The following is a 16,619-nucleotide window of genomic DNA, read 5'->3' on the forward strand; positions in this document are numbered from 1 at the left end:
TCTCTGGATTATGCAATGCCGATTGCACGGATGAGCGCGCGGCGGATTTTGTCCGCGTAAACCCCTAAACATGTGCAATCGGCATTGCATAATCCAGAGAAAAAGTCGACGATAGGCGCTCCTGACAGGAACCAATCGGACGTGGTCGCGCAAACGTTTGCTCAACAAAAAAACGACATGCTGTCCACCCCTAATAATCATCTCCAGGAGACAACACATGGATGTCAGCTTCCGTCGCCGCGCCCTGATTGCCGCGGCCGCCTGCGTCACCGTCGCCGCCGCGGCGTTGCCGGCGCGCTCATGGGCCGAGCCGGCGCATAAGCCGAAAGTCGCGCTCGTGATGAAGTCGCTCGCCAATGAGTTCTTCCTCACGATGGAAAACGGTGCGAAGGAATACCAGAAACACAACGCGGGCCAATTCGATCTCGTCACCAACGGCATCAAGGACGAGACGGATACCGCGAGCCAGATCCGGATCGTCGAGCAGATGATCGTATCGAAGGTCGACGCGATCGTGCTCGCGCCCGCCGATTCGAAGGCGCTCGTGCCGGTGGTCAAGAAGGCCGTCGATGCCGGGATTCTTGTCGTCAACATCGACAACCGGCTCGATCCCGACGTGCTGAAGTCGAAGAATCTGAATGTGCCGTTCGTCGGCCCGGACAACCGCAAGGGCGCGCGGCTCGTCGGCGACTATCTCGCGAAGCGGCTGAAGGCGGGCGACGAGGTCGGCATCGTCGAGGGCGTGTCGACGACGACCAACGCGCAGCAGCGCACCGCGGGCTTTACCGACGCGATGAAGGCGGCGGGCGCGAAGATCGTGTCGGTGCAGTCGGGCGAATGGGAGATCGACAAGGGCAATGCGGTTGCCTCGGCGATGCTCAACGAGTATCCGAACCTGAAAGCGCTTCTGTGCGGCAACGACAACATGGCGATCGGCGCCGTGTCGGCGGTGCGCGCGGCGGGCCGCCAGGGCAAGGTGCTGGTGGTCGGCTACGACAACATCAACGCGATCAAGCCGATGCTCAAGGACGGCCGGGTGCTCGCGACCGCCGATCAATATGCGGCCAAGCAGGCGGTGTTCGGCATCGACACCGCGCTGAAGGCGCTCGCCGAGCGCCGCAAGCAGGCCGACATGACGAGCGTGGTGGCCACGCCCGTCGATCTCGTGACGAAACCTTAACGCTCCGGCGGCGCGCATGCGCGCCGCCGCGTTCGGCAGCCGCGCGGGATGGCCGTCTAGGCGGCCTTCCCGCGTCGTTGGCCGCGCATCGCGCGGCTTGCGTCAATCGTTTTTCATTCAGGATCGAGATGGATTCGACCACCCCGGATTCGCCGCATGCCGCGCCGACGCTCGTCGTCGACGGTGTCGGCAAGACCTATGCGGAGCCCGTGCTCGCCGACGTGTCGCTGTCGCTGATCGCGGGCGAGGCGCTCGCGCTGACGGGCGAGAACGGCGCGGGCAAGAGCACGCTGTCGAAAATCGTTGCCGGGCTCGTCGCGCCGAGCGCGGGCGCGATGCGGCTCGCGGGCGCGCCGTATGCGCCGGCGAGCCGCGCGCACGCGGAAGCGCTCGGCGTGCGGATGGTGATGCAGGAACTGAACCTGGTGCCCACGCTCACCGTGGCCGAAAATCTGTTTCTCGACCGGCTGCCGCACCGGTTCGGCGTGATCGACCGTCGCAGGCTGCGCGACGACGCACGCGCGGCGATGGCGCGCGTCGGCCTCGACGCGCTCGACCCGGATACGCCCGTCGGCGCGCTCGGCATCGGCCATCAGCAGATGGTGGAGATCGCGCGCAGTCTCGCGGGCGATTGCCGGGTGCTGATTCTCGACGAGCCGACCGCGATGCTGACCGCGCGCGAGGTCGAATTGCTGTTCGAGCAGATCGACCGGTTGAAGGCGCGCGGCGTCGCGCTCGTCTATATCTCGCATCGGCTGGAGGAGCTGGCGCGGGTGGCCGAGCGCGTCGCGGTGCTGCGCGACGGCCGGCTCGTGCACGTCGGCGCGATCGATGCGCAGCCGATCGAGCGGCTCGTCGCGCTGATGGCCGGGCGCGAACTCGACGAGCAGGCGGCGCCGCAGGCGCGCCCGCGCGGCACGCCGCTGCTGAAGGTCGCCGGCCTCGCGCGCGGCGACGCGGTGCGCGACGTGTCGTTCGACGTGCGCGCGGGCGAGATCTTCGGCATCTCCGGGCTGATCGGCGCGGGGCGCACCGAGCTGATGCGGCTCATCTACGGCGCGGACGCGGCCGAGCGCGGCGCGGTGTCGATCGGCGATCCGCCGCAACCCGTCGCGATCCGCTCGCCCGCCGACGCGGTGCGCCACGGCATCGCGTTCGTCAGCGAGGACCGCAAGGGCGAAGGGCTGCTGCTGAGCCAGCCGATCGCGGCCAACGTGTCGCTCGGCCAGCTTGCGCGTGTCGCGCGCGGCGGCGTGATCGACGCGCGGCGCGAGGCGGCGCTTGCCGCGCAGCAGATCGATGCGCTGCGCATTCGCACGCGCGGGCCCGAGCAGCACGTGGCGGAGCTTTCGGGCGGCAATCAGCAGAAAGTCGCGATCGGCCGCTGGCTCGGCCGCGATATGCGCGTGCTGCTGTTCGACGAGCCGACCCGCGGCATCGACGTCGGCGCGAAATTCGACATCTATGCGCTGCTCGATGCGCTCGCGCGCGAAGGGCGCGCGCTCGTCGTCGTGTCGAGCGACCTGCGCGAGCTGATGCAGATCTGCGACCGGATCGGCGTGATGTCGGCGGGCAGGATGAGCGCCGTGTTCGAGCGCGGCGCATGGACGCAGGATGCATTGCTCGCCGCCGCGTTCGCCGGCTACGCGCGCCGCGACGCCATGGCGGCGCCGCTCGACGACCATTCCCGGCCCGCCGAGCGGGCGGGGGCGTGACCAGACAGGATTGACGACAGGATTTGATGATGATGAACGACCGATCGATCGAGCGCGCCGGCGGCGCGCCATCCCGGCAGGCGGGCGCCGCCGCCGCTTCCTCGCCCGTGGCCGCGAAGCCGCGCGGCGTGCGGCTCGGCTTGTCCAACTACATCGGGCTCGCGCTCGCGCTGATCGCGCTGATCGCGCTCTTTTCGGTGCTGAGCTCGCATTTCCTCACCTATGACACGTTCAGCACGATCGCGAACCAGATTCCTGATCTCGTCGTGCTGTCGGTCGGCATGACCTTCGTGCTGATCATCGCGGGAATCGATCTGTCGGTCGGCTCGGTGCTCGCGCTCGCGGCATCGGTGGTCAGCGTCGCGGCGCTGCGCTGGCACTGGGCGCCGCTGCCGGCCGCGGCCGCGGGCGTGCTCGCGGCGGCCGCGACCGGCATGCTCACGGGCGCGGTGACGGTGGGCTGGCGGATTCCGTCGTTCATCGTGTCGCTCGGCGTGCTCGAGGCGGCGCGCGGCGTCGCGTATCAATTGACGAACTCGCGCACCGCCTATATCGGCGATGCGCTCGATTTCCTGTCGAATCCGATCGCGCTCGGCATCTCGCCCGCGTTCCTGATCGCCGTGGCGGTGATGATCGTCGCGCAGTTCGTGCTCGCGCGCACGGTGTTCGGCCGCTACCTGATCGGCATCGGCACCAACGAGGAGGCCGTGCGTCTCGCCGGAGTGAACCCGCGCCCGTATAAAATCATCGTTTTCGCGCTGATGGGCGCGCTCGCCGGGCTGGCCGCGCTGTTTCAGATCTCGCGACTCGAAGCCGCTGACCCGAACGCGGGCGCGGGCCTCGAGCTGCAGGTCATCGCGGCGGTCGTGATCGGCGGCACGAGCCTGATGGGCGGCCGCGGCTCGGTCGTCAGCACGTTTTTCGGCGTGTTGATCATCTCGGTGCTCGCGGCCGGGCTTGCCCAGATCGGCGCGAACGAACCGACCAAGCGCATCATTACCGGCGCCGTGATCGTCGTGGCCGTGGTGCTCGACACGTATCGCAGCCGGCGCGCGCGGGGATAGCGAGAACTCATAAAGAGAGAAACGGAATGGCGACGATCAAGGATGTGGCGGCCATCGCCGGCGTGTCGTTTACGACGGTATCGCACGTAGTCAATAATTCGCGGCCGGTATCGGCCGATGTGCGGGCGAAAGTCGAGCAGGCGATCCGCGAGCTGAACTATGTGCCTTCGGCCGTCGCGCGCTCGCTGAAGGCGCGCTCGACGGCCACCATCGGCCTCGTGGTGCCGAACAGCACGAATCCGTACTTCGCCGAGCTTGCGCGCGGCATCGAGGACCAGTGCGCGATGTCCGGCTACTGCGTGTTCCTGTGCAATTCGGACGACGATCCGCAAAAGCAGCGCAACTATCTGCGCGTGCTGCAGGAAAAGCGCATCGACGGGCTCATCATCGCGTCCGCGGGCGACGACGCGGTGCTCGCGCAGACGCTTGCCGACACGCGCGAGCCGCTCGTGGTCGTCGACCGGAACATCGAGGGGTTGTCGGCCGATCTGGTGCAGATCGACCACGAGCGGGGCGCGTACCTCGCGACGCGTCATCTGCTCGAACTCGGCCACGCGAAGATCGGCTGCATCACGGGCGCGGTATCGACCGCGGTCAGCGCGATGCGCGTGCACGGCTTCATCCGGGCGATGGCCGAGCATGGCATCGAAATCATGCCGGGCGCGATCGCGGAAAGCGATTTCTCGTGCATCGGCGGCTATCATGCGGCCGCGCGGCTGTTCGACACCGTGCATCCGAGCGCGATCTTCGCGGGCAACGATCTGATGGCGCTCGGCGCGCTGCGCGCGGCGGCCGAGCGCGGGATCGCGGTGCCGGCCGGTTGCTCGATCATCGGGTTCGACGACATCGAGTTGTCGCGCTACACGTATCCGGCGCTGTCCACGGTCGGCCAATCGGTGCGCGCGCTCGGCGAAATGGCCGCGCAGACGCTGATCGAGCGCATCGGCGGCGCGGGGGCGGCCAAGCGGCGGCGTGTCGTGTCGCCGCGGCTCGTGCTGCGCGAATCGACGGCGGTTTACAAGGAGCCGGCGCAGTCCGGGTATCGGGGATGACGGCGGGAATCAATAAGGCCGCGCCGGCGGCGGCCGGCAACGTAATGATCGTCGGCAGTCTGAACATGGATCTCGTCGTGCGCGCGCCCCGGCTGCCGCTGCCGGGCGAGACGCTCGCCGGCCGCTCGTTCGCGCAGGCGGCGGGCGGCAAGGGCGGCAATCAGGCGGTGGCGGCCGCGCGGCTCGGCGCGCGCGTCGCGATGCTCGGCTGCGTCGGCGCGGACGGGCACGGCGCCGCGCTGCGCGCGGGGCTCGTTGCCGAAGGCATCGATTGCACGGCGCTCGCGGTCAGCGAAACGGCGGCCACGGGCGTCGCGCTGATCGTCGTCGACGATACGAGCCAGAATGCGATCGTGATCGTCGCGGGCAGCAACGGCGAGGTGACGACCGAGGCGATCGCCGCACACGAAGCGGCGATCGCCTCGGTCGACGTGCTGATTTGCCAGCTCGAAACGCCCGAGGAGACGGTGCGCGCGGCGCTCGCCGCGGGCCGGCGGCTCGGCAAGGCGGTGGTGCTGAATCCGGCGCCCGCCGTCGGGCCGCTGCCTGGCGACTGGCTGCCGCTCGTCGATTATCTGATTCCGAACGAAGTCGAGGCCGCGATGCTCACCGGGCTGCCGGTGCGCGATCCGGCGGGCGCCGAAGCGGCGGCGCGTGCGTTGCAGGCGGCGGGCGCGCGCAACGTGATCGTCACGCTCGGCGGCCAGGGCGTGCTCGTGCTGACGGCGCACGGCGCGGCGACCCACTATCCGGCGCCGCGCGTCGTGCCCGTCGACACGACCGCGGCGGGCGATACGTTCATCGGCGGTTTCGCCGCGCGGATCGCGGCGGGCGACGCGCTGCCGGAGGCGATCCGTTTCGCGCAGCGGGCGGCGGCGTTGTCGGTGACGCGCGCGGGCGCCCAGCCGTCGATTCCGACGCTTGCCGAACTCGATGCGTTCGTGCCGGCCGTGGCGTGACCGGCGCGCCGCCCGCCGCGCTGCCGCGCTCAAAAGAAAAAATATCGCGGCGGCACGGCGGGCAAGCCGAACTTTTTCTCCCAACCCCATCGTCCGGATCAAGACTTCCCGAATAGCGCCGTAAACGGAATAAGCAAAGCGGCCGTCTCGATTGAGCGCAAAGCCGCGGCGCGATTCCGTCGTCTGACGACGCATCACAGGAAGAATCATGTTGTTCAACAATCCTCTCGCGATCAGAACGCGTGTGGCGATGGCCATGGCGCTCCTGACCGGTCTGTTGTGCGTCGTCGGCGCGCTGGGTTGGTTCGGAATGCTGAAGGCCAACGACGCCAACGAAGAAATCTTCACCAACCAGATGCCGAGCGCGGTGGATGTTGCATCCGCCGAGCTGTTCGCGGCGCGCGAGCGGCTCGCGCTCGATCGCGCGGCGTTCGCCGCCGGCACGCCCGAGACCGCGGCGATGATCGAGCGCGCGCGTGAGATGCGCGCGATTTCCGATTCATGGTGGCGCAAATATCTCGATCTGCCGCGCGACGCCGACGAGGACCGCCTCGCGCAGGACGTCACGGCAAAGCGGCAAATTCTTCAGCGCGAACTCGACGCATTCGCCGCGCTCGTCGATGGCGCGGATCGTGACAGGATGCTCGCCGGGGCCAAGCGGCTGCAGACGGTATTCAACGATTTCGCGCTTGCCGGCGAAGCGTTGCGCACGTTCCAGTTCAAGCAGGCGAGCGCGCATTTCGACGCGACGCAACGGGCCTACGAAACGAGCCGGATCGCGAATGCCGTCATGCTCGCGCTCGGCCTCGCGATCGCGCTGTACTGCTATCTGAGCTTGCGCGCGGCGATTTCTCGGCCGCTTGCCGATGCGCTCGGCCATTTCGACGCCCTCGCCGCAGGCGAGCTGCGCCGGCGGATTGTCGTCGAGCGGCGCGACGAGATGGGGCTGCTGCTCGAAGGGCTCGCGAAGATGCAGGCAAGCTTGGGCGGCACCGTGCGCACCGTGCGCGCCGGCAGCGAATCGATTGCCGCCGCGGCGGGGCAGATCGCGGCGGGCAACGTCGATCTGTCGTCGCGAACCGAGGAGCAGGCGGCAGCGCTCGAGGAAACCGCATCGAGCATGGAGACGCTTGCGGGCGCCGTGCGTCGCAACGCCGACAACGCGCGGCAGGCAAGCGCGCTGGCGGCGAGCGCGTCGGACATCGCGAACCGCGGCAACGCGGTAGTCGGTCAAGTGGTCGCGACGATGGGCGATATCAACGAGAGTTCCGCGAAGATCGCCGACATCATCTCGATCATTGAGGGGATCGCGTTTCAGACCAATATCCTCGCGCTCAACGCGGCGGTCGAGGCAGCGCGCGCGGGTGACGAAGGGCGCGGCTTCGCGGTCGTCGCGGGCGAGGTGCGCAATTTGGCGCAGCGTTCGTCGGGCGCGGCCAAGGAGATCAAGGCGCTGATCGATACGTCGGTCGAGCGCGTGCGTGCCGGCTCGATGCTTGTTGATGACGCGGGGCGCACGATGAGCGATGTGATCGGCGCGGTGCGGCGCGTGACCGACATCATGGGCGAGATCGCGTCGGCGTCCGAAGAGCAGAGCAGCGGGATCGACCAGGCGTCGCGCGCGCTCGCGCAGATGGACGAGGTCACGCAGCAGAACGCGGCGCTCGTCGAGCAGGCCGCGGCAGCCGCGCAGTCACTCGACGAGCAGGCGTCGCGGTTGCGGCAGACTGTCTCGGTGTTTCAGCTCGACGCAAGCGACAGCGGCCAAACGCGCGTGGGCGATGCCCATGCAACTCGCGCGGCAGCCGGCGCGCGCGGCGTTGCGCCGGATACGCCATCGCAGCCCCCAGCGGCGAACATCGCGCGCCGGGCGGCGTCCAAGCCTGCATCGGGCGTCTCTGCTTCATTCGCGACATCGGCGCCCGCCGTGCTATCCGAACCTCTTTCCGGGCAACGACAACCACGAACCGCGTTGCCCGCCGCGTCCGCAGACGATTGGGAGACTTTCTGATTTTTTGGCGTGGATCGCAAGGCGATCCATCCCTAATTTGCGTATCTGCCGGCGCCCGCGAAAGCGGGCGTTTTTGCATCGAATGCAAGCCGCAGGGCGCAGGCTTTGACCGCATTCGTCGTGCGGGTTTTCACCGGCTCGGCTCGTCGAGATTGCGTAGGCCGAGGCTGGTGCGTCGGGTGTTGCGTGCGCCACAAAAAAAATTTGTAACGGCGGGGCGGCTTTGTCGTCGCAAACGCTGTGTCGCGCGTATATGGAAATAAGCAGGAGGGGTTTTCGGACGCCTTGAAAGCGCCAATGGATGCAGACGATTCTCCGCGCGAATGGAGCACGCCGATGCGCGTGCGGCGCGAAGCGGGAGCACCATTGTAGGGCAGCATAAAGCCCTTTCCAAGAAGCGTTTTCAGCAATGTTAAGAATTGATCGTGTGGCCGAAGAGTGCGTGAAAAATTAAGGAAATGGGTTTAGGATGAACTCGAACGATCCTGCTTCGACGCGATCTACATGAAGGCAAGATCGTCTTCAGACTCAGGCGAGGAGGTAGCATGGATATTTACGGCAGCTTCGCGAACCGCTTCGAAAAAACGCGAGAAGAAGAACTCTCGCTTGAGGAGTATCTCGCGCTCTGCAAGAACGATGCATCGGCTTATGCGACTGCCGGCGAACGGATGTTGGCGGCCATCGGGGAACCGGAGCAGATCGACACGCGCAATGACCCGCGCCTGTCGCGTATCTTTGCGAACAAGGTCATCAAGGTGTATCCGGCGTTTCGCGAGTTCTACGGGATGGAGGAGGTGATCGAACAGGTCGTCGCTTACTTCCGGCATGCCGCGCAAGGGCTCGAGGAGCGCAAGCAGATTCTCTATTTGCTCGGTCCGGTGGGGGGCGGCAAGTCGTCGATCGCCGAGCGTTTGAAGCAGTTGATGGAGCGTGTGCCGTTCTATGCGCTCAAGGGTTCGCCCGTCAACGAATCGCCGCTCGGCCTGTTCGATTACAACGAGGACGGTCCGATCCTCGAAGAACAATACGGGATTCCACGCCGCTACTTGAAAAGCATTCTGAGCCCGTGGGCGGTCAAGCGCCTGCACGAATACAACGGCGATATCCGGCGCTTCAGCGTCGTGCGCCGCTACCCGTCGGTGCTGCGGCAGATCGGCATCGCGAAGACGGAGCCCGGCGACGAAAACAATCAGGACATCTCTTCGCTCGTCGGCAAGGTCGATATCCGCAAGCTGGAGCAATACGCGCAGGACGACGCCGATGCATACAGTTACTCAGGCGGCTTGTGCCTCGCGAACCAGGGCCTGCTGGAATTCGTCGAAATGTTCAAGGCGCCGATCAAGGTACTGCACCCGCTCCTGACCGCCACGCAGGAAGGCAACTTCAAGGGCACCGAAGGATTCGGCGCGATTCCGTTCGACGGCATCATTCTCGCGCACTCGAACGAATCCGAATGGAAGGCGTTCCGCAACAACAAGAACAACGAAGCACTGCTCGACCGGATTTTCGTCGTCAAGGTGCCGTACTGCCTGCGTGTGTCCGAGGAGATCAAGATCTACGAGAAGCTGATCCGGAATTCGTCGCTCGCCGAAGCCGTGTGCGCGCCCGGCACGTTGAAAATGATGGCGCAGTTTTCTGTGCTGACGCGGTTGCAGGAGCCGGAAAACTCGAACCTGTTTTCGAAGATGCAGGTGTACGACGGTGAGAACCTGAAGGACACCGATCCGAAGGCGAAGTCGTATCAAGAGTATCGCGACTATGCGGGTGTCGACGAAGGGATGACGGGCGTGTCGACGCGTTTCGCGTTCAAGATCCTGTCGCGCGTGTTCAACTTCGATTCGGCCGAAGTCGCGGCGAACCCCGTGCATCTGATGTATGTGCTGGAGCAGCAGATCGAGCGCGAGCAGTTCCCGCCGGAGACCGAGCAGAAGTATCTGTCGTTCGTGAAGGATCTGCTCGCGTCGCGCTATGCGGAGTTCATCGGCAAGGAGATCCAGACCGCGTACCTCGAATCGTATTCGGAGTACGGGCAGAATATCTTCGACCGCTATGTGACGTATGCGGATTTCTGGATCCAGGATCAGGAATTCCGCGATCACGACACGGGCGAGAGCTTCGATCGCGCGGCGCTCAACGCCGAGCTGGAGAAGATCGAGAAGCCGGCGGGCATCAGCAATCCGAAGGATTTCCGCAACGAGATCGTGAACTTCGTGTTGCGCGCGCGCGCGGCGAACGGCGGCAAGAATCCGGCGTGGGTCAGCTACGAGAAACTGCGCGTCGTGATCGAGAAGAAGATGTTCTCGAACACCGAGGAGCTGTTGCCGGTCATTTCGTTCAATGCGAAGGGCTCGGCGGAGGAGCAGCGCAAGCATGAGGACTTTGTGAACCGGATGGTCGCGAAGGGCTATACGCCGAAGCAGGTGCGGCTCCTGTGCGACTGGTATCTGCGCGTGCGCAAGTCGTCATGACGTGTGCCGCGCGACGCCCGCGCGGTCGCGCGCGGGCCCCCTGAGAGGCGCCGTCGCCCATGCATGCGGGTCGCATGCGCGGCGGCGCCCCGGCGTATCGACATTCGAGCGGGAGACCGGGTGTGCTTCATCAAATCATCGACCGCAGGCTGGCCGGCAAGAACAAGAGCATTGCAAACCGCGAGCGCTTTCTGCGCCGCGTGAAGAATTACATTCGACGCGCGGTGTCCGACGCCGTGCGTGATCGCAGCATCAAGGACATTCAAAGCACGCAGAGCATCACGATTCCGCGCAAGGACATTGCCGAGCCGACGTTCCGGCACGGTCCCGGCGGGCGCCGCGAGATCGTGCATCCGGGCAACGCCGATTATGTGCGCGGCGACAAGATTCCGCGTCCGCCGGGCGGCGGTGGAGGCGGCGGCAGCCAGGCGAGCAACGAGGGAGAAGGTCAGGACGACTTCGTGTTCGAGTTGTCCCGCGAAGAGTTCATGCAATATTTCTTCGACGATCTCGAACTGCCGCGCCTCGTCAAAACCCATCTGCTGACGGTTCCGAGCTGGAAGAGCGTGCGCGCGGGCTGGGCGGCCGAAGGCACGCCGAACAACATCGACATCGTGCGCTCGCTCCGGAGCGCGCTGGGCCGGCGTATCGCGCTCGGCTCGCCGCTCGTCAACGAATTGCGCGAACTCGAAGCGAAGCTCGAGGCGTTGAGCGACGAACCCGGCGATCACCGGGTCGAGATTGCGCAGCTGGAAGAGGCGATCCATCATCTGAGGGGCCGCATTTGGCGGATTCCGTTCATCGATCCGTTCGACCTTCGCTACGTGAACCGGGTGAAGCAGCCGCAGCCGTCGAGCCAAGCGGTGATGTTCTGCCTGATGGACGTATCGGGCTCGATGGACGAGCAGCGCAAGGACCTTGCGAAGCGCTTTTTCATCCTGCTGTACCTGTTCCTGAAGCGCAATTACGAGCGCATCGAGGTGGTGTTCATCCGTCACCATACGCGGGCAGAGGAGGTCGACGAGGACACGTTCTTCCATTCGACCGAAAGCGGCGGCACGGTCGTGTCGAGTGCGCTCGAACTGATGCGCAAGGTGATGGACGAGCGCTATTCGCCGACCGAATGGAACATCTATGGCGCGCAGGCATCGGACGGCGACAACTGGACCGATGATTCGCCGAAATGCCGCAAGATCCTCGACGAGGATATCCTGACTAAGGTGCGCTACTTCGCCTACATCCAGGTGACGCCGGAAGAGCAGAATCTGTGGCTCGAATACGCGCAACTGGCGTTGTCGCAACCGCATCTCGCGATGAAGAAAGTGGAATCGGCCGCCGATATCTATCCGGTGTTCCGGGAACTCTTCGAAAAGCACGTGGAAACCTGATGACGACACGCCATTTGGATAACGAAGCACGCGGATATGAACCGCACCGCAACAGCGACGACGCATCGGAGCCCGGCGCGCAGCACGACGCGACGGCCGACACGGCGGCGCATTGCCCGCAAGCGCCCGCGAGCGGGCCGAAGGAAGCGCGTATGAACGTTGCCGATCGCAAACCGTTGCCGTGTCCGTCCGATTGGACCTTCGAGCTGATCGAAGAATACGACACCCACATCTCGCAGGTCGCCGAGCAATACGAACTCGATATCTATCCGATCCAGCTCGAACTCATCAGCGCCGAGCAGATGATGGATGCTTACGCGTCGGTGGGGATGCCGGTCAACTATCGACACTGGTCGTTCGGCAAGCATTTCCTCGCCACCGAGAAAAGCTACCGGCGCGGGCAAATGGGGCTCGCTTACGAGATCGTCATCAATTCGAATCCTTGCATCGCGTATCTGATGGAAGAGAATACGATGACGATGCAGGCGCTCGTGATCGCGCACGCGGCTTACGGGCATAACTCGTTTTTCAAGGGCAACTATCTGTTCCGGTTGTGGACGGACGCGCACGCGATCATCGATTACCTGGTCTACGCAAAGAACTACGTCGCTGAATGCGAGGAGCGCTACGGGCTCGATCGCGTCGAGGAACTGCTCGACTCGTGCCACGCGCTAATGAATTACGGCGTCGACCGCTATAAGCGGCCGCAAAAGCCGTCGCTTGCGAAAGAGTCGGAATTGCGGCGCGAGCGCGAAGCGTACCTCCAGTCGCAGATCAACGAGCTATGGCGCACGCTGCCCGGCAAGAAGCAGGAACAGGCCGAAGAGCAGGAGGAGCGCTATCCGCCCGAGCCGCAGGAGAACCTGCTTTATTTTGCCGAGAAGAACGCGCCGTTTCTCGAGCCGTGGGAGCGGGAGGTGATCCGCATCGTGCGCAAGATCGGCCAGTATTTCTATCCGCAGCGGCAGACGCAGGTGATGAACGAAGGCTGGGCGACGTTCTGGCATTACACGCTGCTCAATACGATGTACAACCAAGGCAAGCTCGCGGACGGCTTCATGATGGAGTTCCTCCATTCGCACAGCAACGTGATCTATCAACCGCCCGTGACGAAGCCGTATTACAGCGGGATCAATCCTTACGCGCTCGGCTTTTCGATGATGAGCGACATTCGCCGGATCTGCGAGGCGCCGACCGACGAGGACTACAAATGGTTTCCGGAGCTGGCCGGCAGCCCGTGGCTGCCGGCGCTCCATTATGCGATGCGCAACTTCAAGGACGAGAGCTTCATCGCGCAATATCTGTCGCCGCATTTGATTCGCGAGATGCGGCTTTTCTCGGTGCTCGACGACGACATGCGCGATGCGCTCGAAGTGTCGGCGATCCATGACGACAGCGGCTATCAGTATGTGAGGCAGGCGTTGTCCCGTCAGTACGACATTCACCATCGCGAGCCGAACATCCAGGTGTGGTCGGTCAACACGCGCGGCGATCGCAGTTTGACGCTGCGTCACTTCATGACCGACAACCGGCATCTGTCGAACGACAGCGAAGAAGTGCTCAAGCACGTGGCGCGACTCTGGCAGTTCGACGTGTTTCTCGAAAGCGTCGACGAATCGGGGACGGTCCGCAAGCGCTACGAGTGCCGCTACACCGCGCCGGAAATTCGCCTCTGATCTTCCGGCAATCCGCGCGCGCCCGTCGCGGCGCGTGATCTTGCACGAAACGCGAGCTGTCTGGCTCGCGTTTTCGCTTGATGGGCGTATGGCGGCCGAAATAGCCGCCGGCCGCGGCGCGATATCCGGACCATCCCGTACATTCAGCCAACTTACATTTCGTTAAAATCGCAGCGCGCGACGCTGGAACCGGTATCACCGGCGCGTTCGGCCGGGCCGATGCGTCGATCGCCGGCAATTCGAGAAAATTTCAACCCGCAGAGACCACCCATGAATGATCGACTCGACCATGCCGCCGTCGCGCGGTCCGACGTGCGGCGACGCGTTTTCGCGATCGTTGGCGCATCGTCGGGCAATCTCGTCGAATGGTTTGATTTTTACGTCTACTCGTTTTGCGCACTGTATTTCGCACCGGCGTTCTTCCCGAGCGGCAATGCGACGACGCAGCTTTTGAACACGGCGGGCGTGTTCGCGGCGGGGTTTCTGATGCGGCCGATCGGCGGCTGGCTGTTCGGCCGGATTGCCGACAAGCACGGCCGCCGTACCGCGATGATGATCTCGGTACTGATGATGTGCGGCGGCTCGCTCGTGATCGCGGCATTGCCGACCTATGCGCAGATCGGCGCGCTCGCGCCGGTCCTGCTGCTTGTCGCCCGGTTGTTCCAGGGGCTGTCCGTGGGCGGCGAGTACGGCACGAGCGCGACTTACATGAGCGAGGTCGCGCTCAAGGGGCGGCGTGGCTTTTTCGCGTCGTTTCAGTACGTGACGCTGATCGGCGGCCAGCTCTGCGCGCTTCTTGTGCTCGTGATTCTGCAGCAGGTGCTGTCCAGCGACGAACTCAAGGCGTGGGGCTGGCGCATCCCGTTCGTCGCCGGCGCGGCGGCCGCGCTGATTTCGCTGTATCTGCGCAAGTCGCTCGACGAGACGTCGACTCAAGCGTCGCGCAAGGCGAAGGACGCGGGCACGATCCGCGGCGTCTGGCAGCACAAGGGCGCTTTCCTGACCGTGGTGGGCTTCACCGCCGGCGGCTCGCTGCTTTTCTATACGTTCACGACGTATATGCAGAAGTACCTCGTCAATACGGCGGGCATGCACGCGAAAACGGCGAGCAACGTGATGACAGCGGCGCTGTTCGTCTACATGCTGATGCAGCCCGCGTTCGGCGCGCTGTCGGACAGGATCGGACGCCGCACGTCGATGATCCTGTTCGGCGCGGGCTCGATGATCTGCACGGTCCCGCTGATGCACGCGCTCGGCGGCGTGACGAACCCGTATGCGGCATTCGGGCTCGTGATCGTCGCGCTCGCGATCGTCAGTTTCTATACGTCGATCAGCGGCCTCATCAAGGCCGAGATGTTCCCGCCCGAAGTGCGGGCGATGGGCGTGGGCCTGTCGTATGCGGTCGCGAACGCGGCCTTCGGCGGCACGGCGGAGTATGTCGCGCTGTGGTTCAAGTCGGTCGGCAGCGAATCGATGTTCTACTGGTATGTCACGGCGCTGGCGGCGATCTCGCTCGTGGTGTCGTACCGGATGCGCGATCCGGGCAAGGAAGGGTATTTGCGCAACGAACCGTGACGCCCGCGCGCGGCCGCCGCCGGGCGAACGCTCATGCGGTCGGCAACGGCACGGGCGGCCGTGTTTGAGCCGGATGCCGCGCTGCGCGGATGTGCGGCGTTTCACGCCGTTTGCGCCTTCACGTTTTCACATCACACGGCGTTTCGCTTTCAGCGCGAAACGCCGTTTTTTTCAGACGCGCTGCTTTGAGCGCTTGCCCGCCGTTATCGCCCCAGCCGATAAGCGTAGCGAATTTGCTTCGTTGACCCGCACGCCGCGCCGCCACTAGATTCGCTGTCTCGACAGCATGGCTTGGGGGATTTCATGGCACGGATCGTTTTTTCCGCGCGGCGCGCGTTCACGGCCGCGCTCGTTGCCGCGCTTGCGGCGGGATCATGGCTGGCCGCGCCGGCGGCCCGCGCCGAAGGGCGCATCCGGATCGCCGAGCAGTTCGGCATCGTCTATCTGTTGCTGAACGTCGCGCGCGATCAGCATTTGATCGAGCAGGCCGGGCGTGCCGAGGGGATTTCGATCGACGTCGACTGGGTCAGGCTGTCGGGCGGCGCGGCGATCAACGATGCGCTGCTGTCGGGCTCGATCGACATCGCGGGTGCGGGTGTCGGGCCGCTTTTGACGATCTGGGACCGCACGCGCGGCAAGCAGAATGTGAAGGGCGTCGCGTCGCTCGGCAACCTGCCGTACTACCTCGTCAGCAACCAGCCGCGCGTGAAGACGATCGCGGATTTCACCGATCGCGACCGCATCGCGGTGCCGGCGGTCACGGTATCGGTGCAATCGCGCGTGCTGCAATTCGCGGCCGCGCAGCGCTGGGGCGATCGCGAATACAACCGGCTCGACAAGCTGACGCAAGCGATACCGCATCCCGACGCGACGGCGGCGATCATCGCAGGCGGCACCGAGATCAGTGCGCATTTCGGCAATCCGCCGTTTCAGGAACAGGAACTCGCGGGCAATCCGAACGCGCACGTCGTGCTGAGTTCCTACGACGTGCTGGGCGGCCCGAGTTCCGCGACGGTGCTGTATGCGACCGAACGTTTCCGGCGCGACAATCCGAAGACTTATCGCGCGTTCGTTGCCGCGCTCGAGCAGGCCGCGCGCTACGTCCAGGCGAATCCGGACGGCGCGGTGGATGCGTACCGGCGCGTGAACCAAACGAACGCGGACCGCGCGCTGCTGCTGAAGATCGTGAAGAATCCGCAGGTGCAGTTCATGGTCGCGCCGCAGAACACGTTCGCGCTCGCGGCGTTCATGCACCGGGTGGGGGCGATCCGCAACGAACCCAAGACCTGGCGCGATTATTTTTTCGACGATCCCGCGACGGCGCAGGGCAGTTGAGCGGCACGCATGCACCGTGCGCGCAATGCGGCGCGGACGATATCGATATCGAAAATGCTTCGTTGTGCGCAATGGCGGCGGGTTTTATTCTGAACCCGTAGTTCGTGTGACACCTCCTTGACTGGGATTCTCGCCCGCTCGCGCAGCGGGCATTTTTTTGCGCGACGCGCGGGCGATCGATTCCGGCGGACTTCGA

Annotated in this window: 11 protein-coding genes; all 11 read left to right on the forward strand. The window is 64.8% G+C overall.

The genetic code is table 11. From position 1 onward, the window contains the following. The first annotated feature begins 217 nt into the window (after positions 1 to 217). The 11 genes from BSIN_RS19210 (at position 218) to BSIN_RS19260 (ending at position 16,423) form a co-directional block, all read left to right on the forward strand. On the forward strand, positions 218 to 1,180 hold the full coding sequence (locus BSIN_RS19210) for a sugar ABC transporter substrate-binding protein (RefSeq protein ID WP_089341630.1): 963 nt from the start codon (positions 218 to 220) through the stop codon (positions 1,178 to 1,180). Positions 1,181 to 1,308: 128 nt separating this feature from the next. Further along, positions 1,309 to 2,895, forward strand: coding sequence for a sugar ABC transporter ATP-binding protein (locus BSIN_RS19215; protein WP_089341631.1), 1,587 nt, complete (start codon positions 1,309 to 1,311; stop codon positions 2,893 to 2,895). A gap of 32 nt (positions 2,896 to 2,927) precedes the next feature. Further along, a complete protein-coding gene (locus BSIN_RS19220) occupies positions 2,928 to 3,959 on the forward strand; it encodes an ABC transporter permease (RefSeq protein ID WP_089341647.1) in 1,032 nt (343 codons plus the stop codon). 26 nt (positions 3,960 to 3,985) lie between these two features. Beyond that, on the forward strand, positions 3,986 to 5,011 hold the full coding sequence (locus BSIN_RS19225; RefSeq protein WP_059518357.1) for a LacI family DNA-binding transcriptional regulator: 1,026 nt from the start codon (positions 3,986 to 3,988) through the stop codon (positions 5,009 to 5,011). Continuing rightward, a complete protein-coding gene (gene rbsK / locus BSIN_RS19230; RefSeq protein WP_089341632.1) occupies positions 5,008 to 5,970 on the forward strand; it encodes a ribokinase in 963 nt (320 codons plus the stop codon). Before BSIN_RS19225 ends, rbsK begins: the two co-directional genes overlap by 4 nt. A gap of 208 nt (positions 5,971 to 6,178) precedes the next feature. Beyond that, the gene (locus BSIN_RS19235) at positions 6,179 to 7,981 is read left to right on the forward strand and encodes a methyl-accepting chemotaxis protein (RefSeq protein ID WP_089341633.1); all 1,803 of its coding nucleotides are present in this window, start codon (positions 6,179 to 6,181) and stop codon (positions 7,979 to 7,981) included. A 545-nt stretch (positions 7,982 to 8,526) separates the two neighbouring features. Further along, complete coding sequence (locus BSIN_RS19240) at positions 8,527 to 10,449, forward strand: PrkA family serine protein kinase (protein WP_059518353.1); 1,923 nt, start codon at positions 8,527 to 8,529, stop codon at positions 10,447 to 10,449. 122 nt (positions 10,450 to 10,571) lie between these two features. Beyond that, complete coding sequence (locus BSIN_RS19245) at positions 10,572 to 11,837, forward strand: YeaH/YhbH family protein (protein ID WP_089341634.1); 1,266 nt, start codon at positions 10,572 to 10,574, stop codon at positions 11,835 to 11,837. Continuing rightward, positions 11,837 to 13,513 (forward strand): SpoVR family protein, encoded by a 1,677-nt coding sequence (locus tag BSIN_RS19250; RefSeq protein WP_143757499.1) that lies wholly within the window; start codon positions 11,837 to 11,839, stop codon positions 13,511 to 13,513. The genes BSIN_RS19245 and BSIN_RS19250 overlap by 1 nt, the downstream gene beginning before the upstream one ends. A 270-nt stretch (positions 13,514 to 13,783) precedes the next feature. Further along, a complete protein-coding gene (locus tag BSIN_RS19255; protein WP_089341635.1) occupies positions 13,784 to 15,088 on the forward strand; it encodes an MFS family transporter in 1,305 nt (434 codons plus the stop codon). A 303-nt stretch (positions 15,089 to 15,391) separates the two neighbouring features. Further along, complete coding sequence (locus tag BSIN_RS19260) at positions 15,392 to 16,423, forward strand: ABC transporter substrate-binding protein (RefSeq protein WP_089341636.1); 1,032 nt, start codon at positions 15,392 to 15,394, stop codon at positions 16,421 to 16,423. The last annotated feature ends 196 nt before the right edge of the window (positions 16,424 to 16,619 follow it).

Origin of the sequence: Burkholderia singularis (genome assembly GCF_900176645.1) — a bacterium.
Taxonomy (GTDB): domain Bacteria; phylum Pseudomonadota; class Gammaproteobacteria; order Burkholderiales; family Burkholderiaceae; genus Burkholderia; species Burkholderia singularis.

Coding starts and splice junctions, on each gene's coding strand:
- BSIN_RS19210 (WP_089341630.1), top strand. CDS start 218: ATGGATGTCAGCTTCCGTCGCCGCGCCCTGATTGCCGCGGCCGCCTGC.
- BSIN_RS19215 (WP_089341631.1), top strand. CDS start 1,309: ATGGATTCGACCACCCCGGATTCGCCGCATGCCGCGCCGACGCTCGTC.
- BSIN_RS19220 (WP_089341647.1), top strand. CDS start 2,928: ATGAACGACCGATCGATCGAGCGCGCCGGCGGCGCGCCATCCCGGCAG.
- BSIN_RS19225 (WP_059518357.1), top strand. CDS start 3,986: ATGGCGACGATCAAGGATGTGGCGGCCATCGCCGGCGTGTCGTTTACG.
- rbsK (WP_089341632.1), top strand. CDS start 5,008: ATGACGGCGGGAATCAATAAGGCCGCGCCGGCGGCGGCCGGCAACGTA.
- BSIN_RS19235 (WP_089341633.1), top strand. CDS start 6,179: ATGTTGTTCAACAATCCTCTCGCGATCAGAACGCGTGTGGCGATGGCC.
- BSIN_RS19240 (WP_059518353.1), top strand. CDS start 8,527: ATGGATATTTACGGCAGCTTCGCGAACCGCTTCGAAAAAACGCGAGAA.
- BSIN_RS19250 (WP_143757499.1), top strand. CDS start 11,837: ATGACGACACGCCATTTGGATAACGAAGCACGCGGATATGAACCGCAC.
- BSIN_RS19255 (WP_089341635.1), top strand. CDS start 13,784: ATGAATGATCGACTCGACCATGCCGCCGTCGCGCGGTCCGACGTGCGG.
- BSIN_RS19260 (WP_089341636.1), top strand. CDS start 15,392: ATGGCACGGATCGTTTTTTCCGCGCGGCGCGCGTTCACGGCCGCGCTC.